The following is a 21,460-nucleotide window of genomic DNA, read 5'->3' on the forward strand; positions in this document are numbered from 1 at the left end:
GGCCGCGACTGAATGCGAGGAGTTTGACCATGACGACTGCCATCAATACCGCTGTGGAAAAGGGCGACGCCGCCATTGGCGCGCACCTTGTGCGTGACGTCAGCCTGCCAGCGCTGGTGCTGCACCGCGAGGCGCTGGAGCACAACATTCGCTGGATGCAGAAGTTCGTCAGCGACAGCGGTGCCGAGCTTGCGCCCCACGGCAAGACCAGCATGACCCCGGCGCTGTTCCAGCGTCAGCTCGACGCCGGCGCCTGGGGCATCACCCTTGCCAGCGCCACCCAGACCCGCGCCGCATACGCCCACGGTGTACGCCGGGTGCTGATGGCCAACCAACTGGTCGGCACGCCGAACATGGCACTGATTGCCGATCTGCTGGCCGATGCCGATTTCGATTTTTACTGCATGGTCGATCACCCGGACAACGTCGCCGATCTCGGCGCCTACTTCGCCTCGCGCGGAGTGAAGTTGAATGTGATGATCGAGTACGGCGTGGTCGGTGGCCGCTGCGGTTGCCGCAGCGAGCAGGAAGTCATCGCGCTGGCCCAGGCGATCAACGCGCAACCGGCGCTGGCTCTGACCGGCATCGAGGGTTACGAAGGGGTGATCCATGGCGATCACGCGGTCAGCGGCATTCGTGAATTCGCCGCGTCGCTGGTGCGTCTGGCGGTGCAGTTGCAGGACAGCGGCGCGTTTGCCATTGCCAAGCCGATCATCACCGCCTCGGGTTCGGCGTGGTACGACCTGATTGCCGAGTCGTTCGAAACGCAGAATGCGAGCGGACGCTTCCTCAGTGTGCTGCGCCCTGGCAGTTACGTGGCGCATGACCATGGCATCTACAAGGAAGCGCAGTGCTGCGTGCTGGATCGTCGCGGCGATCTGCACGAAGGCCTGCGTCCGGCACTGGAGGTCTGGGCGCATGTACAGTCGATGCCGGAGCCGGGTTTCGCGGTGATCGCCCTCGGCAAACGTGACGTGGCGTTTGATGCCGGGCTGCCGGTGCCGTTGCTGCGTTACAAGGCCGGTGTGTTGCCGGCGGTGGGCGACGATGTCGGCGCGTGCAAGGTGACGGCGGTGATGGACCAGCATGCGTTCATGAGCGTGGCGCCGGGGGTTGAATTGCGGGTGGGCGATATCATTTCCTTCGGCACCTCGCACCCGTGCCTGACGTTCGACAAGTGGCGGGTGGGGTTGCTGGTGGATGAGCAGTTGGCCGTGGTCGAGAGCATGGAGACCTGCTTCTAAGGTTTCAGACCGAGTCGCGCCCATCGCGAGCAGGCTCACTCCTACAGGGGAACGCATTCCAATTGTAGGAGTGAGCCTGCTCGCGATGAGGGCCGCCCAAACACCGATGATTATCCAGAGACACCTCCCAATGACCAGCCTCAGCCCCCTGGGCCCGAACACCCCGCGCATCGCCCTGATCGGCGAATGCATGATCGAACTCCAGCACCGCGCCGATGGCAGCCTGCAGCAAAGCTTCGGCGGCGATACCTTGAACACCGCGGTGTACCTGTCCCGCGCTCTCGGCGACAAGGCCCAGGTCGATTACGTCACCGCGCTCGGTGACGACAGCTTCAGCGACGCCATGTGCCAGAGCTGGGCCGATGAAGGCATTGGCCTCGACATGGTGCAGCGTCTGCCCGGTCGTTTGCCGGGTCTGTACTGCATTCAGACCGACGCCAACGGTGAGCGGCGTTTCCTCTACTGGCGCAATGAAGCGGCGGTGCGCGATTGCTTCACCACCCCGGCGGCGGAGCCGATTCTGGCGGCGCTGCCGGACTACGATGTGCTGTATTTCAGCGGCATCACCCTCGCAGTGTTAGGTGCGAAGGGCCGCGAACGCTTGATCCAGACCCTGATCGAAGCCCGCCAGCGCGATGCGCGGATCGTCTTCGACAACAATTATCGGCCACGCTTGTGGGCCTCACAGGAAGAGGCGCGGGCGGCCTATCGCAGCGTGTTGCCGCATGTCGATCTGGCGTTGCTGACCGTGGATGACGAACAGGCGCTGTTCCATTTTGCCGATTGCGACGCAGTGTTCGAGGCGTACGCGCAGATCGGCACGCCGGAAGTGGTGCTCAAGCGTGGCGCCGAGGCGTGTCTGATTCGCTGCGATGATGAGGCGTTCGAAGTGCCGGCGCAGCAGGTCGAGAAGGTGGTGGATACGACGGCGGCGGGGGACTCGTTCAGCGCGGCGTATCTGGCCAGGCGGTTGCTGGGTGGCAGTCCGGTCGAGGCGGCGCAGGCGGGGCATTGGCTGGCAAGTCGGGTGATTCAGGTGCCGGGGGCATTGATTCCCAGGTAAGCGGTGGATGGCCGCTTGCTGCGCAATCGGTTCGCGGGCAAGCCCGCTCCCACAGGGTACGCATTCCAGACTGTGGGAGCGGGCTTGCTCGCGAAGAGGCCCTGAAGCCAACACTCAATCGCGGAAAAACACCTGCACCAGGTGATAGCCGAACTTGCTCTTGATCGGCCCATGCACCGTGCGCAGCGGCTTCTTGAAGATCACCGCATCGATCGCGCCGACCATCTGTCCCGGCCGCACTTCACCCAGATCACCGCCGCGTTTGCCGGACGGGCAGGTCGAGTATTTCTTCGCCAGCACATCGAACGCTTCGCCCTTGGCAATGCGTTGCTTGAGTTGTTCGGCCTCTTCGGCGGTTTTCACCAGAATGTGGCGGGCTTGGGCTTTCATCGTGCGATACCTGTAACGGGGTGACGGCGGGGCGCGGGATTATGCCTCAAGTGACGGCGTTTGGTTGATCATCTCGCGGATCTTGTTGGCCAGCACTTCAATCGAAAACGGCTTGGCCACCATGTCCATACCATCCTCCAGAAAGCCCTGACGCTCGGCGGCTTTCTGCGCATAACCGGTCATGAACAGCACTTTCAGGCCCGGACGATGCTGGCGGGCGATTTCCGCCAGTTGCCGGCCATTCATCCCCGGTAGACCAACGTCGGTCACCAGCAGATCCACACGCAGCTCCGATTCCAGCAGCGGCAGGGCGGCGCTGGCGTCGGCGGCTTCGTGGGCGAGGTAACCCAGCTCCTTGAGCAGATCGAGCACCAGCATGCGCACCGCCGGGTCATCCTCAACCACCACCACGGTTTCCCCGCAAGTGGCCGTCGGCGCGGCACCGAGGGTTTCCACGACAGGCCGTTCCGGCTCCAGCAGGTTCAGGCGCGGCAAGTACAAGCGCACACAGGTGCCCTGATTCGGCAGGCTGTCGAGGCTGACATGGCCGCCCGACTGCTGGGCGAAGCCATAAATCATCGACAGTCCGAGCCCGGTGCCCTGGCCGATCGGTTTGGTGGTGAAGAACGGATCGAACGCCTTGGCGCGCACCGACGGCGTCATGCCGGTGCCGTTGTCGCTGACCGCCAGCATCAGGTAATCGCCGGCCTTGACCGGTTCGAGGGTGGTGATGTCGTTGCCGTCGAGGTAGACGTTGGCGGTTTCGATCAGCAGCTCGCCGCCATCGGGCATGGCGTCGCGGGCGTTGATCACCAGGTTGAGCAGGGCATTTTCCAGTTGGCTGACGTCGGTGCTGATCGGCCAGACATCGTCGGCCAGGCGCAGCGTGAGTTCGATCGGGTCGCCCTTGGTGCGGCGGATCAAATCTTCCAGCGAATGAATCAGTTCGTTGACGTTGAGGGTCTTGCGGTCCAGCGACTGCCGGCGCGAGAACGCCAGCAGCCGATGGGTCAGCGCCGCCGCTCGGTTGGCCGACGAAACCGCCGCTTCGGTGAAACGGCCGATTTCATCGGCGCGGCCGTCGGCGATGTAGCGCTGCATCAGGTCGAGGCTGCCGATGATTCCAGTGAGCATGTTGTTGAAGTCGTGGGCGATACCGCCGGTGAGCTGGCCGACCGCTTCCATTTTCTGCGCATGGCGCAACGCATCTTCGGCGCGCTCACGTTCGAACATCTCGTTCTGCAAACGTTGATTGGCCTGGGCCAGTTGTTCGGTGCGGGCGCTGACCCGTTCCTCCAGGGTTTCATTGAGATTGCGCAGGGCTTCTTCGGTTTTTTTTCGTTCGGATTCGTCGATCACGAAAATATAGAAACCGTTGACTGAGCCGTCGGCGCCGTGGCGCGGCAGGTAATTCATCAGCGCATGGCGGTTGCTGCCGTCGCGATGCGGGGTATACAGGCTGAACGAGCAGGGCCGCCCGGCCAGCGCTTCGGCAATATACGGCGCGCGCAGGAAGTAGGCTTCTTCGCCGATCACTTCGCGAATGGTGCGGCCATACAGCTCCTGCGGCGTGAGGCCGTACCAGTCCAGATACGCCGCATTGTTCAGGCGGAAGCGCTCTTCGTGGTCGACGTAACTGATGAGGATCGGCATTGCATTGATGATCAGCTGCAATTCCGTCTGGCTCTGGCGCAGCGCCTGCTCGGTGTGCTTGCGCTCGGTCAGGTCCAGCGCTGCGCCGAGGAAGCGCACGGGTCGCCCGTGGTGATCCTTGTAACAGCGGCCCCGGGCAAACACCCAACGCAGCTCGCCGTCGGCTTTTAGCAGGCGATATTCCTCGGCGTACTCGGTGCCGTGGGTGATGCAATGCTTGATGCTGCGGGCGATCAGCGCGCGGTCTTCGGGGTGCACGCCTTGCAGGTAGTCGCTGATCGGCAACTGGCCGGCCTGTGCCGGGTCGATGCCGTGCAACTGGGCGAAATGCGCGTCGGCGATGAAGCGGTCTTCGCCGATATCCCAATCCCAGGTGCCAACCGCATCGGTGGCGGCCAGCGCCAGTTGCAGGCGTTCTTCAGTGTCGCGCTGAGCCTTGAGACTTTCTTCGGAACGGCGTTGCAATTCGAGGGCGATGCGCCGGCGTTCGTTGGTTTCGATGGCCGTCACCAGGATTCCGGCCACTTGCGTGCTTTCATCGCGGATGGGGCTGTAGGTCAGGTCCAGCCAGAAGTCGGACTCTACGCCTCCGCGTTGCAGGGTAAATCGCCGCTCGCTGTAGGTGCGCACCTGGCCTTGTAGGACGGCTCGATAAATCGGGTCGGTAAAGTCCTGAAGTTCTGGCCATATAAGGTGCGCGGGCTGTCCGAAAGCGTGCGGATGCTTGCTCCCGGCGAGCATCGCAAAGCCATTGTTGTAGATCTGCGTGAGCTGCGGCCCCCACAACAGCAGCATCGGCATCGGTGAGTGAATCACGATGTCCACCGCGGTGCGCAGGCTTTGCGGCCAGGTGCCAGAAGCGCCCAACGGCGTGCGGCTCCAGTCGGTACGGGCGATCAGGGCTTGGGCGTCATCGGGGGAGGGTGCTGCGTTCATCACATGTATCCTGAGCGTCGGTCAGTGCGTTGGCATCTACTATTCTTGCACTTGCGGTAGACGCTGTATGACCCGTTACGTCACGACAGCGGGTCATTTCTGTTCATTGAATGCTTCGCGGGTGCTTATTGCCATGGAAATCGATGCACTGTTGCTCCGTCTGTCGAGCCAGCACGGTTCTGACCTGTTCCTGTCCACGGGAGCGCCACCCAGTGCGCGCATCGATGGCGTGCTGACGCCGTTCAGCGAGCGGCCGTTCAAGCCCGGCGAGGTCGAGACCATCGCCAACTCCCTGATGGACGCCGAGCAACGGCGCGAGTTCGATCGGGATCTGGAAATGAACCTGGCGATTTCACGTACAGGCATCGGCCGTTTTCGGGTGAACATCTTCAAGCAACGCAATGATGTGTCAATCGTAATCCGCAACGTCAAACTCGATATCCCGCGCTTCGAAGACCTGAAACTGCCGCCGGTATTGCTGGAAACGGTGATGCTCAAACAGGGGCTGATCCTGTTCGTTGGCGCCACCGACTCCGGCAAGTCCACTTCGCTGGCCGCGCTGATCGATCACCGCAACCGCCACAGCAGCGGGCACATCATCACCATCGAAGACCCGGTGGAGTATATCCATCGGCACCAGCGCTCGATCATCAATCAACGCGAAGTCGGCGTCGATACCCGCAGTTTCCATGCGGCGCTGAAAAACACCCTGCGTCAGGCCCCGGATGTGGTGCTGATCGGCGAAATCCGTGACCGCGAAACCATGGAGCATGCGCTGACATTCGCCGACACCGGGCACCTGGTGCTGTCGACGCTGCATGCGCACAACGCCAATCAGGCGCTGGACCGTATCGTCAATCTGTTCCCCGAAGAACGCCGCCCGCAGTTGCTGCATGCGCTGGGCAACAATCTCAAGGCGTTCGTCTCGCAACGGCTGGTGCGTACGCTGGACGGTCAGCGGCGGGCGGCGGTCGAAGTGATGCTCGGCACGCCCACCATCGCCGACCTGATCCGCCGCAACGAATTGGGCGAACTCAAGGGCATCATGGAAAAGTCTGGCGAGGTCGGGATGCAGACCTTCGACGCGGCGCTGTACGGGATGGTGGTGGAGGGCGTGATCAGCGAAGACGAAGCGCTCAAGCATGCCGATTCGCAGAACAACCTGCGCCTGCGTTTGAAACTGCACACCGAGGCGGGGCCGGCGCCCGCGCCCACAACATCAGGCGATTGGGGCCTGATGGATTAACACCTCACCCCTGTGGGAGCGGGCTTGCTCGCGAATGCAATCCATCAGTCGATATCAGCGGGACTGACACACCGCTTTCGCGAGCAAGCCCGCTCCCACAAGGGCATGAGGGATCAGTCCGACAGCTCCAGGCGATTGCGCGGCCGCTGCCTGCGCCCACCACATCAGGCGATTGGGGCTTGATGGATTAACACCTCACCCCTGTGGGAGCGGGCTTGCTCGCGAATGCAATCTATCAGTCGATATCAGCGGGACTGACACACCGCTTTCGCGAGCAAGCCCGCTCCCACAAGGGATTGGGATCAGTCCGACAATTCCGGGCGATTGCGGAACTGCTCCAAGGCCTCGGGATTGGCCAACGCATCGGTATTTTTCACCGGCTCACCGTGCACCACATTGCGCACCGCGAGTTCCACCACCTTGCCGCTGATGGTGCGCGGAATATCGGTCACCGCGACGATCTTCGCCGGCACGTGGCGCGGTGTGGTGTTGGCGCGGATCACCTGGCGGATCTGTTGTTGCAGGTGGTCATCCAGCGTCACTCCGTCCTGCAGACGGACAAACAGCACTACGCGCACATCGTCCTGCCATTGCTGTCCGATCGCCACGCTGTCCAGCACCTGCGGTACTTTCTCGACCTGACGATAGATTTCCGCCGTGCCGATGCGCACGCCGCCGGGGTTGAGCACCGCGTCGGAGCGGCCGTGGATCAGCATCCCGCCGTGGGGCAATTGCTCGGCGTAGTCGCCCTGGGCCCAGACACCGGGGAACAGGCTGAAATAGGATTTGCGCAGTTTTGTGCCGTCAGGGTCATGCCACAGCCCGACGGGCATCGCCGGGAAGTGTCGGGTGCAGACCAGTTCGCCTTTTTCGCCGACCACGGCAACGCCGGCGTCGTTCCACACTTCAACCGCCATGCCCAGGCTCTTGCCCATGATTTCGCCGCGGCGCACCGCCGACAGCGGATTACCGTTGACGAAGCACGACACCACATCGGTGCCGCCGGACATCGACGCCAGGCACACATCGCGCTTGAAGTCGCGGTAGACGAAGTCATAACTCTGCGGCGACAGCGCGGAGCCGGTGCAGAGCAGGGTCTTCAGGCTACTCAGATCATGGCTGTGCGCAGGCTTCAAACCGCTGCTTTCCAGTGTCGCGAGAAACTTGGGGCTAGTGCCGAACACACTGATGCGCTCGTCGTCGATCAGGTCGAGCAAGCGCTCATGGCCCGGGTGAAACGGCGAGCCGTCATACAGCACCACCGCGCTGCCGACCGCGAGGGCCGAGACCAGCCAGTTCCACATCATCCAGCCGCAAGTGGTGTAGTAGAACAACCGGTCACCGGGGCCGAGATCGACGTGCAGTCCGTGTTCCTTGGCATGCTGCAGCAACACGCCGCCAGTACTGTGCACGATGCATTTCGGTACGCCGGTGGTGCCACTGGAATACAACACGTACAACGGGTGATTGAACAGCACCGGGACAAACCGCGGTTCGCCGCCGGGTTGGTAGAACTCGTCCCACAACGTCACGTTGGCGTGGGTTTGGTAATCCTCGGTACGGGTCTGCGCGCGAGCGTAGGGCACGATGATCAACTGCTGCAGCGATGGCAGTTGCGCGAGGATTTCGTTGATCTTGCTGGTCTGGTTGATGTCTTTGCCGGCGTAACGGTAGCCGGCGCAGGTGATCAACACTTTGGGTTCGATCTGGCCGAAACGGTCGATCACGCCGTGGGTGCCGAAGTCCGGCGACGAGCACGACCAGATCGCCCCGAGGCTGGTGGTCGCGAGCATCGCCACCAGGGTCTGCCAGGTGTTGGGCATGCACGCGGCCACGCGGTCGCCGAGGCCGACACCGGCGGCTTGCAGGCTGGCCTGAAAACCGGCGACGTGCTCGGCCAGTTCGGCCCAGGTCAGCTGTTCGCGCTGACCGTTTTCCGCCACGGCAATCACTGCGACCGCATCGTCACGACGGCGCAGCAAGTGTTCGGCAAAGTTCAGGGTCGCGCCGGGAAACCATTCGGCACTGGGCATCTGCGCGCCTTCACGCAGGACGGCGTCGGGTTGGGTGTGAAAGCGGATGTCGAAGAAATCGACGATCGCCTGCCAGAACGCTTCGCGCTGTTCCACGCTCCAGCGGTGCAGGTCGGTGTAGCTGCTCAGCGCCAGGCCATGGCGCTGATTGATGTCGCGGCGGAACTGATCCATGCGCGATTGGGCGATACGCTCGGCGTCGGGTTGCCAGAGGAGGTCGGACATTGGTTTGCCTCTTGTTTTGTTGTTCATGACACATCACTTGTAGGAGTGAGCCTGCTCGCGATAGCGGAATTACACTCAACATTGATGTTGGCTGATACACCGCTATCGCGAGCAGGCTCGCTCCTACAGGGACGCAGCATTACTGCGCCAACCACCCCCCATCAATATTCCACGCCGCCCCGCGCACCTGGCTGCCAGCCTCGCTGCATAGAAACAACACCAATTCCCCAAGATGCTGCGGCGTGACGAACTCCAGCGACGGCTGCTTCTCCGCCAGCAAATCATGCTGCGCCTGCTGCGGATCGACGCCTTTGGCGGCACGATCATCGATCTGTTTCTGCACCAGCGGCGTCAATACCCAGCCCGGACAGATCGCGTTGCAGGTGACGTTACTGGTAGCCGTTTCGAGGCCGACCACTTTGGTCAAACCAATCACGCCGTGCTTGGCCGCAACATACGCGGCTTTGCCGGTCGAGCCGACCTGGCCGTGCACCGAGGCAATGTTGACGATCCGCCCCCAGCCCTTGGCGCGCATCCCCGGCAAGCTGAGGCGGGTGCTGTGGAACACCGATGACAAGTTGATCGCGATGATCGAGTCCCAGCGCTCCACCGGAAACTCCTCCACGGCCGCCACGTGCTGAATCCCGGCGTTGTTGACCAGAATGTCGACGCCGCCGAATTCGCGTTCGGCGTAAGCGATCATGTCGGCAATCTGCGCCGGATCGCTGACGTCCGCCGGATGATGACCGACCTTGCCGCCAAACTGGCCGACTTCTGCGATCACGCTCGACGCATCACCGAAACCGTTGAGAATCAGGTTGGCGCCGGCCTTGGCCAGGCTCAGGGCGATGCCCAGACCGATGCCGCTGGTGGAGCCGGTAACCAGTGCGGTCTTGCCCGAAAGAGTCGTCATGAATACCTCACACAATGCCAGTGGCGTAGAAAGTGCCGATCACTACGAAGACCGCAAGGGTCTTGATCAGCGTAATACAGAAAATGTCTTTATAGGCTTCGCGGTGGGTCAGGCCAGTCACCGCCAGCAGGGTGATCACCGCGCCGTTGTGCGGCAGGGTGTCCATGCCGCCGCTGGCCATCGCGGCCACGCGGTGCAGCACTTCCAGCGGAATGTTCGCCGCGTGCGCCGCCGCGATGAATTGTTCGGACATCGCCGCCAGCGCGATGCTCATGCCGCCCGACGCCGAACCGGTGATACCTGCCAGCAGGGTCACGGTGATCGCTTCGTTGACCAGCGGATTGGGGATTTGCTTGAGCCAGTCGGCCAGTACCAGAAAGCCCGGCAACGAAGCGATTACCGCACCGAAACCGTATTCCGAGGCGGTGTTCATCGCCGCCAGCAGTGCGCCGCTGACCGCGCTTTTGCTGCCTTCGGCGAGTTTGCTGCGGATCGCCTTGAAGCCGAACACCAACACCATCAAGATGCCGATCAGCAATGCCGCCTGCACCGCCCAGATTGCGGTGAGCTTGGCGATTTCCGTAGTCACCGGAGTGGCCATCCCCGGCAACGCGAGGCTGTGGGTCTTGCCGTACCACTGCGGAATCCACTGGGTGAACAGCAGGTTCATGATGCCCACCGCCAGCAGCGGCGACAGGGCGATCCATGGGTTCGGCAGTTTCAGGTCTTCGGCGGTTTCCGGCTCGTTACGCAGCTCGGTGCCATAACCTTCGCCAGCACGCTGGGCCTTGTTGCGTTGGCGCTGCAGGAACAACATGCCGGCGCAGAACACGAAAATCGTGCCGATCACCCCCAGCCACGGCGCGGCCCACGCGGTGGTGTTGAAAAAGGTGCTGGGGATGATGTTCTGAATCTGCGGCGTGCCGGGCAGGGCGTCCATGGTGAAGGAGAACGCGCCGAGGGCGATGGTCGCCGGAATCAGCCGCTTGGGGATATTGCTCTGGCGGAACATTTCCGCGGCAAATGGATACACCGCAAACACCACCACGAACAACGACACGCCGCCGTAAGTGAGCAAGGCGCAGACCAGCACGATCACCAGCATCGCCTGTCGGGTGCCGAGCAAGCGAATCGCTGCGGCCACGATCGAACGGGAGAACCCCGACAATTCGATCAACTTGCCGAACACGGCACCGAGCAGGAACACCGGGAAATACAGTTTGATGAAACCGACCATTTTCTCCATGAACACCCCGGTGAAGGCAGGGGCGACGGCGGAAGGGTCAGTGAGCAGGACAGCGCCGAGGGCGGCAATCGGGGCGAAGAGGATAACGCTGTAGCCTCGGTAGGCGGCGAGCATAAGCAGCGCGAGGGCTGCCAAGGCGATGATCACACTCATGGAGTGTCTCCAAAGATTGTTATTTTTGTGGGTGAAGCGGGTGCAGGAGAGGCTTTAGCGAGATCTGTGCCAGATATTCAAATCATTGAAATGTAAGGGTTTTATAGGTTTAAGCGTGTTGAGAGTTGAAGGGTTGTCTCTTTTTAGAGATTTTCATTGAGAGGCCTGACGCCTTCGCGAGCAAGCCCGCTCCCACATTTGGAATGCGTATCCCTGTGGGAGCGGGCTTGCTCGCGAAGCTTTTGTTGTTGTCTTTTTCTGGAGACTTAAGTCTCTTTATTGAGACTCGGCGATGCCCAAGGCCAGCATCTTCTTGTACAGCGTCGAGCGTCCCAGTCCCAGTCGAGCCGCCGCCTCCGGCACTTTGCCCGCACATTGCGCGAGGGCAGACTGGATCAGTTGTCGGTCAAACCGCTGGCGCGCCTGGGCAAAAGTCTCTTCCGCCAACGGTGCCAGCGTCGACACCGACGGACGTTCAACCGGGGTAAAGGTGCCGATGGCCGCGCGAATATCCTCTTCGGTGAGGATCAGGTCATCGCTGAGCAGCGCCGCGCGCTCCAGCACGTTGCGCAATTCGCGGATGTTGCCCGGCCACGCATGTTGCCCGAGCAGATCCAGCGCTGCGCGACTCAGCTCATGCTGACTGCGCAGTTCTTCAAGAATCGCCTCGCTGAGTGCCGGCAGATCGTCGAGACGTTCGCGCAGCGGCGGAACCTGGATCGGCAGCACGTTAAGTCGGTAATACAGGTCGGCGCGGAACTCACCGCGCTTGATCGCGGCTTGCAGATCGGTCGAAGTCGCCGCGATCACCCGCACATCGCTCTGGATCACGTCGTTGGAGCCAACCGGCTCGAACTCCTTTTCCTGCAGCACCCGCAGCAGTTTGCTCTGCAGCGGCAACGGCATGTCGCCGATTTCATCGAGAAACAGCGTACCGCCCTGAGCGATCTCCAATTTGCCGGTACGACCCTTGCGGTCGGCGCCGGTAAACGCACCGGGCGCAGTGCCGAAAAACTCGGCTTCCAGCAGCGCTTCGGGAATCGCCGCACTGTTGATGCTGACGAAGGCTTTGTGCGCCCGGGGCGAAGCGCTGTGAATCGCCTGGGCCAGCAACTCCTTGCCGGTGCCGGTTTCACCGAGCAACAACACCGGGGATTCGGCGCTGGCACTGCGGCGGGCGCGGCGTTTGACTTCGAGGCTGGCGCTGCTGGTGCCAATGAAATGGGCGAAGTTGTATTTGGTCTGCCGCGCCCGCAGCAGCGAGCGGGTCGAGGCGAGTTCTTCCTGCATGCTCAGGTAGCGCTTGAGCATCGGCGACAGGCTGCGCAATTCATCGAACAGGGCAAAACCGATGGCGCCGATCACCGCCCCGGCATCGTCGTGGATCGGCAGGCGCATCACCACCAGCGGCTCTTTCGGCGTGTCCTGCATGTCCAGCAGGATCGGCCGGCCGGTGCGCACCACTTCACGCAACAAGCTGCCGGGGATCACGCTTTCGCAGGGTTGGCCGATGGCTTTTTTCGCCGACTCCAGCCCAAAACGCCGGGCATAGCGTTCGTTCATCCAGACGATGTTCGCATCACGATCGACAATCACCGTGCCTTCGCTGGACTGCTCGATGATCTCGAACAGCGAGCGGATCGCCAGCGTGCGCACGCGTTGGTAGTCCTTGAGACTTTCGGTGGTGTTCATGGGTTGGCGGATCCGGAATTTGGGTTGTCTGTTCGAGCCTCCTCGCTGGCAAGCCAGCTCCCACAGGTTTCTCTGGGGTACCCCATATTTGGGTACAACCCGAATCCCTGTGGGAGCGAGCTTGCTCGCGAAGGCCGCGACTCGGTATCAAGGCAAGCGCCGATTATGCCTACCCCGGATGCGCCGCCGCCAACAGCTCCTTGGTGTAAGGATGCTGCGGCGAGTCGAACACCTCGTGGCTGGCACCGCGCTCGACCACTTTGCCGTCCTTGATCACGATCATGTCATGCGCCAGCGCCCGCACCACCGCCAGGTCGTGGCTGATGAACAGGTAGGTCAGGCCGTGTTTTTCCTGAAGATCGCGGAGCAGGGCGACCACTTGTTTCTGCACGGTACGATCGAGGGCTGACGTCGGTTCGTCGAGCAGGATCAGTGCCGGTTTCAGCACCAGCGCCCGGGCGATTGCGATACGCTGGCGCTGACCACCGGAAAATTCGTGCGGGTAGCGATGACGGCTTTCCGGGTCCAGGCCGACTTCCTTGAGTACACGGATCACCTGTGCATCGCACTCATCGGCGCTGGACTGACAATGCACCTCCAGCCCTTCACTGATGATCTGCGCCACCGACATACGTGGACTGAGGCTGCCGAACGGATCCTGAAACACCACCTGCATCTGCCGACGCCATGGTCGCAATTGCTTCTGATCGAGACCGTCGAGGGCGGTGCCCTGAAAACGGATACTGCCCTCGGAATCGAGCAACCGCAGAATCGCCTGGCCCAGGGTCGACTTGCCCGAACCGGACTCACCGACAATGCCCAGGGTTTTGCCGCGCTGGATATTCAGGCTGATGCCGTCCACCGCGCGCAAATATTGTTTGCGCTGGAACAGCCCGCCACCGACGACGAACTCGACCCGCAGATCGTCCACCTCCAGCACGTTCTCGCGTTCATCGCGGGGCAGGGCTTCGCCTTCCGGCTCGGCGTTGAGCAGCACGCAGCTGTAAGGGTGTTTCGGTTCGGTAAACAGGGTTTCGCACGGGGCTTGCTCGACGATTTCGCCAGCCTTCATCACGCACACCCGTTGCGCAATGCTGCGCACCAGATTGAGGTCGTGACTGATCAGCAGCAGCGACATGCCCAGGCGTTGTTGCAGGGATTTGAGCAGCAGCAGGATCTTGCGTTGCACTGTCACATCAAGCGCCGTGGTCGGCTCGTCAGCGATCAGCAGTTCCGGCTCGCAAGCCAGCGCCATGGCGATCATTACTCGTTGCCGCTGGCCGCCGGACAGTTGATGCGGATAGGCCTTGAGGCGCTCTTTGGGTTTCTGAATACCCACCAGTTCCAGCAGTTCAAGAATCCGCTGCTGCGCCGCTTTACCGCCCAGGCCACGATGCACCAGCAGCGTTTCACCGATTTGCTTTTCGATGGTGTGCAGCGGATTGAGCGAGGTCATCGGCTCCTGAAAGATCATCGCGATCCGGTTGCCGCGCAGTTCACGCAGGACCTTCGGATCGGCGCCGAGCAGCTCCTGACCGCGATAGCGAATGCTGCCGCTGGTTTGCGCATCGCCTTCGGGGAGCAACTGCAGAATCGAATGCGCAGTCACCGATTTGCCCGAGCCCGACTCGCCGACCAGCGCCAGGCACTCGCCGGGCCGGATGTCCAGGCACAGGTCGCGCACCGCCGGCTGGCCATGGAAGGCGACGTTCAGGTCACGGATTTCGATCAGGTTATCAGTCATGGTCACACTTCAGGATCGAGGGTCGAACGCGTCACGTAACGCTTCGCCGATGAACACCAGTAAAGAAAGAATCAGCGCCAGGGTGAAGAATGCCGTCAGCCCGAGCCACGGCGCTTGCAGATTCTGTTTGCCCTGGCCAATCAGCTCGCCCAGCGAGGCACTGCCGGCGGGCATGCCGAAACCGAGGAAGTCGAGAGCGGTAAGGGTGGAAATTGCGCCGGTGAGAATGAACGGCAAGTAACTCAGCGTCGCGTTCATCGCATTGGGCAGGATGTGCCGGAAAATCACCTTGCGGTCGCTCAGGCCCAACGCGCGCGCCGCTTTGACGTATTCCAGATTACGCCCGCGCAGGAACTCGGCGCGCACCACATCCACCAGTGCCAGCCATGAAAACAGCGCCATGATCCCCAGCAGCCACCAGAAATTCGGCTCGACAAAGCCGGACAAAATGATCAGCAGGTACAGCACCGGCAATCCGCTCCAGACCTCCAGCAAACGCTGCCCGAGCAGATCGACCCAACCGCCGTAATAGCCTTGCAGGGCGCCGGCAGCTATGCCGATCAGCGCGCTGACGGCGGTCAGCATCAGGGCAAACAGGATCGATACCCGGGCACCGAAAATCACCCGCGCCAACACATCACGCGCCTGATCGTCGGTGCCGAGCCAGTTGACCTTTGAGGGCGGGCTCGGCGCAGGTTGATTGAGGTCGTAGTTGGGCGTGTCGTCGCTGAACGGGATTGGCGGGAACAGCAGCCAGCCACCGTCCTTGCGGATCAGGTTCTGCACATAGTCACTGCGATAATCGGCCTGGAACGGCAATTGCCCGCCAAACTCCTGTTCGGTGTAGCGCTTGAGGACCGGGAAGTAGAGCTGGTTCTGATAGCTGACCACCAGTGGTTTGTCATTGGCGATCAGTTCACCGCCTAGCGTCACCACGAACAGTCCAATAAACAGCCACAACGACCACCAGCCACGGCGGTTTTTCTTGAATCGCGCGAAACGGCGACGGCCCAGAGGCGAGAGCTTGAACATCAGGCGTTCCTCGCGGCGAAGTCGATACGTGGGTCGACCAGGGTGTAGCACAAGTCGCCGATCAGTTTTATCAGGAGGCCGAACAGGGTGAAGATGAACAGCGAGCCGAACACCACCGGATAGTCGCGAGAAACCGCCGCTTCGTAACTCATGCGGCCGAGGCCGTCGAGGGAGAAGATCACTTCGATCAACAGCGAACCGGCAAAGAACACACTGATGAACGCCTGCGGAATCCCCGAGACCACCAGCAGCATCGCATTGCGGAACACATGGCCGTAAAGCACGCGGCGCTCGCTCAAGCCTTTGGCGCGGGCGGTGACTACGTACTGGCGGGTGATTTCATTGAGGAACGAGTTCTTGGTGAGGATCGTCAGCGTGGCGAAGCCGCCAATCACCAGCGCCGTCACCGGCAACACCAGGTGCCAGAAGTAATCGGCAATCTTGCCCAGGGTCGACAGCGATTCGAAGTTGTCCGAGACCAGACCGCGCACTGGAAACCAGTTCAATGACGTGCCACCGGCAAACACCACGATCAGAAACATTGCGAACAGAAACGCCGGCATCGCGTAGCCGATGATGATCGCGGTGCTGCTCCAGATGTCGAAATGGCTGCCGTGATGCACCGCTTTGCGGATGCCCAGCGGGATCGACACCAGATAGGTGATCAGCGTCGCCCACAAGCCGAGGGAAATGGTCACCGGCATTTTTTCCAGAATCAGATCGGTGACCGTCGCACCGCGGAAAAAGCTTTTGCCGAAGTCCAGCTGCGCGTAGTTCTTGAGCATCAGCCACAGCCGCTCATGCGCCGGTTTGTCAAAACCGTACTGCTTTTCGATGTCCTTGATCAGTTGCGGATCGAGGCCACGGCTGGCGCGCGAAGTGTTGCTCATGGTTTCGCTGGAACTGCCGCCGACACTCGCACCGCCGATCCCTTGCAGATGGGCGATGGCCTGTTCGACCGGGCCACCGGGTGCGGCCTGAATGATCACGAAATTGACCAGCAGGATGATCACCAGCGTCGGAATGATCAGCAGCAGGCGCCGCAGAATGTATGCCCACATCAGTGCGGTCCTCCGGGTCTGCCACGGCCGATTTTTTCGGCGGTCATCTGCTGGTTGGTCAGCGGCGTACTGCTGATTTCCCACCAGCTCTCGATCGCTTCGTCATTGCTGGCCTGGATCGCCGGCATGCCGAAGCGGTTCCACCAGACGGTGGAGGTGCCCGGCGGGTAATAGTTGGGAATCCAGTAGTAGTTCCATTGCAGCACCCGGTCCAGAGCGTGGGCGTAGTGCAACATGTCGCTTTGGGTCGAGGCGCGGATCAGGCCGTTGATCAGGGTGTCGACCGCCGGATTCTTCAGCACCATGTAGTTGTTGGCGCCGGGGTCGTTGGCCGATATCGAACCGAAGTAGTTGAGCAACTCGCCCCCCGGAGATGTGCTGACCGGGTAGCCGGTGACGATCATGTCGTAATCACGGCTCATCAGGCGATTGACGTATTGCGAGGAGTCGATGCGGCGGATATTCAGCTCAATGCCGATCTGCTTCAGCGTGCGCTTGTAAGGCAGAAGCAGGCGATCCATACCGTTCTGGCTGACCAGAAAGGTGAAACTCAACGGTTCGCCTTCGGCGTTGACCAGTTGGTCGCCCTCGGGTTTCCAGCCAGCCTGTTCGAGCAGTTCCAGGGCTTGCAGTTGCTTGTCGCGGATCAGCCCGCTGCCATCGGTTTTCGGCGCCTCGAAGACCTGGGTGAACACTTCGTCGGGAACCTGCCCGCGCAACGGCTCGAGGATTTTCAGCTCGGCGGCATCCGGCAACTCGCGGGCTGCCAGTGCGGTATTGGAGAAATAGCTCTGCTGGCGGATGTACATGTTGCGCATCATCTGCCGGTTGCTCCACTCGAAATCCCAGAGCATCGCCAGCGCCTGGCGCACCCGACGATCCTGGAACATCGGTTTCTGCAGGTTGAACACGAACCCCTGCGCAGATTGCGGGGCCTCGGTGGCCAGGTGGGCTTTCTGCAAGCGGCCGTCACTCAGCGCAGGGCTGTCGTAACCGATCGAATAGCCGGTGGCGGAAAACTCGCGGTTGTAGTCATAGGCACCGCCGCGCAATACCTGGCGGGCGACATCGGTGTCGCCGAAATATTCGATGCTGAAGTGATCGAAGTTATACAGGCCGCGACTGACCGGCAGGTCCTTGCCCCACCAGTCGGGGTTGCGTTCAAAGGTGATGCTGCGCCCGGAGTCGACCTTGCCGACCCGATACGGGCCGCTGCCCAGTGGTGGTTCATAGCCACCGCCACCGGCGAAGTCGCGGGTTTTCCACCAGTGCTCGGGAAACACCGGCAGGGTGGCAATGTCCAGCGGCAGGGTGCGGTTCTCGTTGCTCTTGAAATCGAAGCGCACGGTCAGCGGCGCTTCCACTTCCACGCCTTTGACGTCGGCGAACTGCGTGCGATAGCGCAGGCTGCCCTGGGTCATCAACAGGTCATAGGTGTAGCGCACGTCCTCGGCAGTGATCGGCTTGCCGTCGGCAAAACGCGCCTTGGGATCGATGAAGAAGCGCAGCGACAGACCATCCTCCGAGCGCTCCATCTTTTGCGCCACCAGGCCATAGACCGTGTAGGGCTCGTCCATCGAGCGCTGGGCCAGCGGCGAATAGAGCATGCCGTCGATCTGGGTGACGCCGATGCCTTTATCTATATAAGGCAGGATGTGATCGAAATGCCCGATCTCTATCGCCGAGCGGCGCATGGTGCCGCCCTTGGGCGCCTGCGGATTGGTGTAGTCGAAGTGGCTGAAACCGGCCGGGTATTTGGCAGGTTCGCCATAGACGGTCAACGCATGTTGCGGGGTGGCGTTCACACCGGCGGCGCCCAATAGCAGGGCCACGGCAGTGAACAGTAAAGTCGGGAAAGCCAGTCGCATTGTCAGCCTTAAAGCCGGGTGATCGATAAGCGCAATTTGTACGCGAGCGGCGCGTCAGTCGCCAGCCGTATCCTGTAACCAAAACACAACGGCCCACCAAAAGGCGGGCCGTTGGGACAGCAGTCAGGCGACGGATCAGTCCTGGCGGCTGGTGACTTCGAGCAGGTGATAACCGAACTGGGTCTTCACCGGGCCTTGCACGACGTTGATTGGCGCGCTGAAGACTACGGTGTCGAATTCCTTGACCATCTGGCCAGGACCGAAGGAACCCAGATCGCCACCCTGACGGCTGGACGGGCAGCTGGAGTTGGCCTTGGCGACCTCGGCGAAATCAGCACCGCCTTCGATCTGGGCCTTGAGTTCGTTGCACTTGTCTTCGCTGGAAACCAGGATGTGGCGGGCAGTGGCTTTAGCCATGGGGAAATTCTCCAATCTATTTCAGTAAAGTGTGGAGCCTACCGGATTCAGTAAGCGATTTCTCTGCAAAGTTCCACTCGGTACATTGACGTACATCTACAGTTGCGCGGCTTTCAGGCGCATCGCGTGTTCGACATAGAGGTCGACGGGATCCGCGCCGGGTATTCGCAACCCGCCCGGATGGCGCAAGCTGCCAAGGTGATTTAGGGGATAGTCGGAGCGGATGACCCGGCCCAGGTGAGAACTGTAACGGCCCACGAAACCATCGTTCTGTCCGGCCTCCGTGACGAAATGGCTGGATAATGCGTGGCAGACGGAATGCACTGGATCCAGAGCCTGCAACAAATTGTCCTGCAGCGTGCCGCTCCAGGAGTAGTAGTGGACGTCATTGACCCGTTCCGCCCCCTGGCCGCCCCACGTCGAAGGCAGGCCTTGAGGGTATTTTTTGTTGAATTGCCCGACGTCCGCAGTCGTCAGGGCATTGAGTGCGGCTACGGCGTTCTGCGGCAGACCCGGCTGACCGCTGAGCAGCGAGAGGAATCGCGCAAACTGTGTCGCAGCGTGCTCCGCCACCTGCTCCGGCAGGCCTCCCGGAACCAGCGCCAGGCGTAAGGCGTCAGCCAGTTCCGAGCCGTGATTGGGGCCGCTGACCGATGTCACCGAGGCGACTTTCTCCGGCGCGAGCGCAGCGGCATAACGGCATGCCAGCGCGCCCTGGCTATGTCCGATCAGGTTGACTTTACCGGCGTCGGTGCCTCGCAGAACGCGCTCGATCTGGAACATCAATTGCTGGCCGCGAACTTCGTTGTCATGGGTTGCGGACAGCTGCGGCACAAACACTTGCCCGCCTGCCTCCCTCAGCGCTTGCTTGACATCATGAAAAAGCTCGAAATGGCCGATACGGTCAAACCCGAACAGGCCATGGACCAAAAGGATGGGGTAGCGGGTTGTCGCATTCCGTTGCATGTTCCTGCCTCTTTTGCAGATGCTTGTCAGTGGTTGGTGCGTGCCACTGTAAAACAGGCCTGCGGGTCGGCGATGTCTGAAAAATCCTCTGTACTGACAGGAAATTGGACTAAAAGCGGTACGAATTTTCGCTTCTGCTTGAGAGGGTAGTCGGAACATTTGGCAATCTTTTGCCCGGTATCGCTGGATTCTGCTTCGTAAGCCTACGTCATGCGGTGTATTTACCCTGCCGACGGAAGGCGTTGTGCTGACTTCCGCCGGTCGCTGGATGGTGTTCAATGGATTTCGTTCGACGCGGCCTTCACGGCGGCGTTTTATCCAAGGAATGGAGCTACGAATGTCTATATACGAAGCCACCGGCGATTCTTCTGTGGTACCAGCGTCAAATATGTCCCCTGTAGCGGATGAATCCGGTGAACACCGTCTTCTGAGTTTGAAGGTGGACGGCGACCACTTCGAATTCTGCTATCGACACGCCTCTGCGGCGGCAGACTCTCCAGACTCGTGGCTGCCTGCACCGATGCTTGAGGTTATGGAGGGTGGAATGCTTGATCCTTCACTGGACCATGCATTCGTCAGGGTGGCGCCTTACCCGAACATGTTGTGCGGCGACAAACTTGTGCTGAGCTGGCAAGGACTGGATGACGAAGGATTGCCCTATATTCACGAAACCACTCGTGCGGTCAGTGAAAACCAGGTGGGTCAGGAACTCGTCTTTGTCATAAAGGGTTTGCACATCGCAGCGCTGGAGCGCGGCTCGCTGGAGGTTTACTGGACGCTGTACAGCGTTGCGCTTCAGAAGCCCGTGTCATCCAGGCGTTTGCAGCTGAATGTGGGTGATCCGGAACCCGATCTGCTGGCTCCGATCCTTGAAGAGACGGTGGGCGGGACGCTCGATCCGGCCCGTGTCCCGCAGGGCACTGGCGTTATCGTGCGACCTTACGCCCGCATGGCTGTCGGGGACCGGGTCACCCTGTCGTGGCAAGGTGTCGAAGGACTGCCGGTGATCAGTGATGTGTTGCTCGTGGAGCCGTTTGCTGTCGGCGAAGCGCTGTCTTTCTGGATACCCGCAGATCGCATCGCCACTCATCGTATGCAGGAGGTGAGCGTCAGCTACCGGGTGGAATCAAGGTCGGCGCAGGTGAGGAACTCTGCAACCTCGCGAATTCTGATCGCGCCATTGATGCGAGGCGAGCTCGCAGCTCCGCAGGTACTGGAAGCGCAAGATGGCGAACTGGAGGTAGCAGATGCCGAGGATGGCATTACCGTGGTGATCGGCAATGCCCAGGCCGAGGAGGGGGAGCTGGTTTACTTGAAATGCGATGGTGAGTATTTCAGTCACCGCGATGATCGGGACATCACCCGGGAAACTGCAGGCGAGCCCTTGGTATTCATCGTGCCTTATCGTTTCTGGCGAGAGCATCGGGAAACTGTGGTGCAGGTGTCGTATTCAGTGGAGCGGCTGGATGATGTAAGCCAGGCTTCCGAGATAACACGCATCCGGGTGCGGGCATAACCCGGTGGTGAAGTCTGAGCGATGACTCAGCCTTTGCGGGATTTTGATAAGCCCGCAAAGGC

General features: G+C 61.2%; 16 protein-coding genes. 4 read left to right on the forward strand and 12 right to left on the reverse strand.

The window, feature by feature from the left end:
- The first annotated feature begins 29 nt into the window (after nucleotides 1-29).
- Nucleotides 30-1,244 (forward strand): amino acid deaminase, encoded by a 1,215-nt coding sequence (locus tag J1G18_RS09365; RefSeq protein ID WP_223007544.1) that lies wholly within the window; start codon nucleotides 30-32, stop codon nucleotides 1,242-1,244.
- A gap of 130 nt (nucleotides 1,245-1,374) precedes the next feature.
- Entirely contained in the window at nucleotides 1,375-2,307 is a 933-nt protein-coding gene (locus J1G18_RS09370) for a sugar kinase (protein WP_223007545.1), read from the forward strand.
- A 114-nt stretch (nucleotides 2,308-2,421) separates the two neighbouring features.
- On the opposite strand, the gene J1G18_RS09375 is transcribed toward J1G18_RS09370, so the two are convergent.
- Both J1G18_RS09375 and J1G18_RS09380 read right to left on the reverse strand, forming a co-directional pair.
- Entirely contained in the window at nucleotides 2,422-2,697 is a 276-nt protein-coding gene (locus J1G18_RS09375) for a peptidylprolyl isomerase (protein WP_003225447.1), read from the reverse strand.
- Nucleotides 2,698-2,736: 39 nt separating this feature from the next.
- Complete coding sequence (locus J1G18_RS09380; protein WP_223007546.1) at nucleotides 2,737-5,286, reverse strand: PAS domain-containing sensor histidine kinase; 2,550 nt, start codon at nucleotides 5,284-5,286, stop codon at nucleotides 2,737-2,739.
- Nucleotides 5,287-5,419: 133 nt separating this feature from the next.
- Here J1G18_RS09380 and J1G18_RS09385 point away from each other — a divergent pair, with 133 nt between their 5' ends.
- On the forward strand, nucleotides 5,420-6,532 hold the full coding sequence (locus tag J1G18_RS09385; RefSeq protein ID WP_223007592.1) for a PilT/PilU family type 4a pilus ATPase: 1,113 nt from the start codon (nucleotides 5,420-5,422) through the stop codon (nucleotides 6,530-6,532).
- 302 nt (nucleotides 6,533-6,834) lie between these two features.
- Here the strand turns inward: J1G18_RS09385 and J1G18_RS09390 are convergent, their stop codons facing one another.
- From J1G18_RS09390 to J1G18_RS09435, 10 genes are all read right to left on the reverse strand, one after another.
- On the reverse strand, nucleotides 6,835-8,790 hold the full coding sequence (locus tag J1G18_RS09390) for an acetoacetate--CoA ligase (RefSeq protein WP_223007547.1): 1,956 nt from the start codon (nucleotides 8,788-8,790) through the stop codon (nucleotides 6,835-6,837).
- 139 nt (nucleotides 8,791-8,929) lie between these two features.
- On the reverse strand, nucleotides 8,930-9,703 hold the full coding sequence (gene hbdH, locus J1G18_RS09395; protein WP_047294787.1) for a 3-hydroxybutyrate dehydrogenase: 774 nt from the start codon (nucleotides 9,701-9,703) through the stop codon (nucleotides 8,930-8,932).
- A gap of 7 nt (nucleotides 9,704-9,710) precedes the next feature.
- Complete coding sequence (locus J1G18_RS09400; RefSeq protein ID WP_027612663.1) at nucleotides 9,711-11,102, reverse strand: GntP family permease; 1,392 nt, start codon at nucleotides 11,100-11,102, stop codon at nucleotides 9,711-9,713.
- Nucleotides 11,103-11,378: 276 nt separating this feature from the next.
- The gene (locus J1G18_RS09405; protein ID WP_223007548.1) at nucleotides 11,379-12,794 is read right to left on the reverse strand and encodes a sigma-54 interaction domain-containing protein; all 1,416 of its coding nucleotides are present in this window, start codon (nucleotides 12,792-12,794) and stop codon (nucleotides 11,379-11,381) included.
- A gap of 169 nt (nucleotides 12,795-12,963) precedes the next feature.
- The gene (locus J1G18_RS09410) at nucleotides 12,964-14,538 is read right to left on the reverse strand and encodes an ABC transporter ATP-binding protein (protein ID WP_134786510.1); all 1,575 of its coding nucleotides are present in this window, start codon (nucleotides 14,536-14,538) and stop codon (nucleotides 12,964-12,966) included.
- Between the two features lie 9 nt (nucleotides 14,539-14,547).
- Nucleotides 14,548-15,570: an ABC transporter permease gene (locus J1G18_RS09415; protein ID WP_134786509.1), complete on the reverse strand. Its 1,023-nt coding sequence runs from the start codon at nucleotides 15,568-15,570 to the stop codon at nucleotides 14,548-14,550.
- The gene (locus J1G18_RS09420; protein WP_027612667.1) at nucleotides 15,570-16,631 is read right to left on the reverse strand and encodes a microcin C ABC transporter permease YejB; all 1,062 of its coding nucleotides are present in this window, start codon (nucleotides 16,629-16,631) and stop codon (nucleotides 15,570-15,572) included. Before J1G18_RS09420 ends, J1G18_RS09415 begins: the two co-directional genes overlap by 1 nt.
- Nucleotides 16,631-18,499: an extracellular solute-binding protein gene (locus tag J1G18_RS09425; protein ID WP_139053683.1), complete on the reverse strand. Its 1,869-nt coding sequence runs from the start codon at nucleotides 18,497-18,499 to the stop codon at nucleotides 16,631-16,633. Before J1G18_RS09425 ends, J1G18_RS09420 begins: the two co-directional genes overlap by 1 nt.
- A 135-nt stretch (nucleotides 18,500-18,634) precedes the next feature.
- Entirely contained in the window at nucleotides 18,635-18,916 is a 282-nt protein-coding gene (locus J1G18_RS09430; protein WP_039758565.1) for a peptidylprolyl isomerase, read from the reverse strand.
- Between the two features lie 96 nt (nucleotides 18,917-19,012).
- The gene (locus J1G18_RS09435; protein WP_210557278.1) at nucleotides 19,013-19,882 is read right to left on the reverse strand and encodes an esterase/lipase family protein; all 870 of its coding nucleotides are present in this window, start codon (nucleotides 19,880-19,882) and stop codon (nucleotides 19,013-19,015) included.
- Between the two features lie 337 nt (nucleotides 19,883-20,219).
- Between J1G18_RS09435 and J1G18_RS09440 the strand changes: the two genes are divergently transcribed.
- Nucleotides 20,220-21,398 carry a hypothetical protein gene (locus J1G18_RS09440; protein WP_223007549.1) on the forward strand — a complete coding sequence of 393 codons (1,179 nt, stop codon included), beginning with the start codon at nucleotides 20,220-20,222 and terminating at the stop codon, nucleotides 21,396-21,398.
- The last annotated feature ends 62 nt before the right edge of the window (nucleotides 21,399-21,460 follow it).

This window comes from Pseudomonas sp. MIS38 (assembly GCF_019891575.1).
GTDB lineage: Bacteria > Pseudomonadota > Gammaproteobacteria > Pseudomonadales > Pseudomonadaceae > Aquipseudomonas > Aquipseudomonas putida_A.

Excerpts from the sequence above, each read along its gene's own strand:
- J1G18_RS09365 (WP_223007544.1), top strand. The coding sequence starts at position 30 with ATGACGACTGCCATCAATACCGCTGTGGAAAAGGGCGACGCCGCCATT.
- J1G18_RS09370 (WP_223007545.1), top strand. The coding sequence starts at position 1,375 with ATGACCAGCCTCAGCCCCCTGGGCCCGAACACCCCGCGCATCGCCCTG.
- J1G18_RS09375 (WP_003225447.1), bottom strand. The coding sequence starts at position 2,697 with ATGAAAGCCCAAGCCCGCCACATTCTGGTGAAAACCGCCGAAGAGGCC.
- J1G18_RS09380 (WP_223007546.1), bottom strand. The coding sequence starts at position 5,286 with ATGAACGCAGCACCCTCCCCCGATGACGCCCAAGCCCTGATCGCCCGT.
- J1G18_RS09385 (WP_223007592.1), top strand. The coding sequence starts at position 5,420 with ATGGAAATCGATGCACTGTTGCTCCGTCTGTCGAGCCAGCACGGTTCT.
- J1G18_RS09390 (WP_223007547.1), bottom strand. The coding sequence starts at position 8,790 with ATGTCCGACCTCCTCTGGCAACCCGACGCCGAGCGTATCGCCCAATCG.
- hbdH (WP_047294787.1), bottom strand. The coding sequence starts at position 9,703 with ATGACGACTCTTTCGGGCAAGACCGCACTGGTTACCGGCTCCACCAGC.
- J1G18_RS09400 (WP_027612663.1), bottom strand. The coding sequence starts at position 11,102 with ATGAGTGTGATCATCGCCTTGGCAGCCCTCGCGCTGCTTATGCTCGCC.
- J1G18_RS09405 (WP_223007548.1), bottom strand. The coding sequence starts at position 12,794 with ATGAACACCACCGAAAGTCTCAAGGACTACCAACGCGTGCGCACGCTG.
- J1G18_RS09410 (WP_134786510.1), bottom strand. The coding sequence starts at position 14,538 with ATGACTGATAACCTGATCGAAATCCGTGACCTGAACGTCGCCTTCCAT.
- J1G18_RS09415 (WP_134786509.1), bottom strand. The coding sequence starts at position 15,570 with ATGTTCAAGCTCTCGCCTCTGGGCCGTCGCCGTTTCGCGCGATTCAAG.
- J1G18_RS09420 (WP_027612667.1), bottom strand. The coding sequence starts at position 16,631 with ATGTGGGCATACATTCTGCGGCGCCTGCTGCTGATCATTCCGACGCTG.
- J1G18_RS09425 (WP_139053683.1), bottom strand. The coding sequence starts at position 18,499 with ATGCGACTGGCTTTCCCGACTTTACTGTTCACTGCCGTGGCCCTGCTA.
- J1G18_RS09430 (WP_039758565.1), bottom strand. The coding sequence starts at position 18,916 with ATGGCTAAAGCCACTGCCCGCCACATCCTGGTTTCCAGCGAAGACAAG.
- J1G18_RS09435 (WP_210557278.1), bottom strand. The coding sequence starts at position 19,882 with ATGCAACGGAATGCGACAACCCGCTACCCCATCCTTTTGGTCCATGGC.
- J1G18_RS09440 (WP_223007549.1), top strand. The coding sequence starts at position 20,220 with ATGTCTATATACGAAGCCACCGGCGATTCTTCTGTGGTACCAGCGTCA.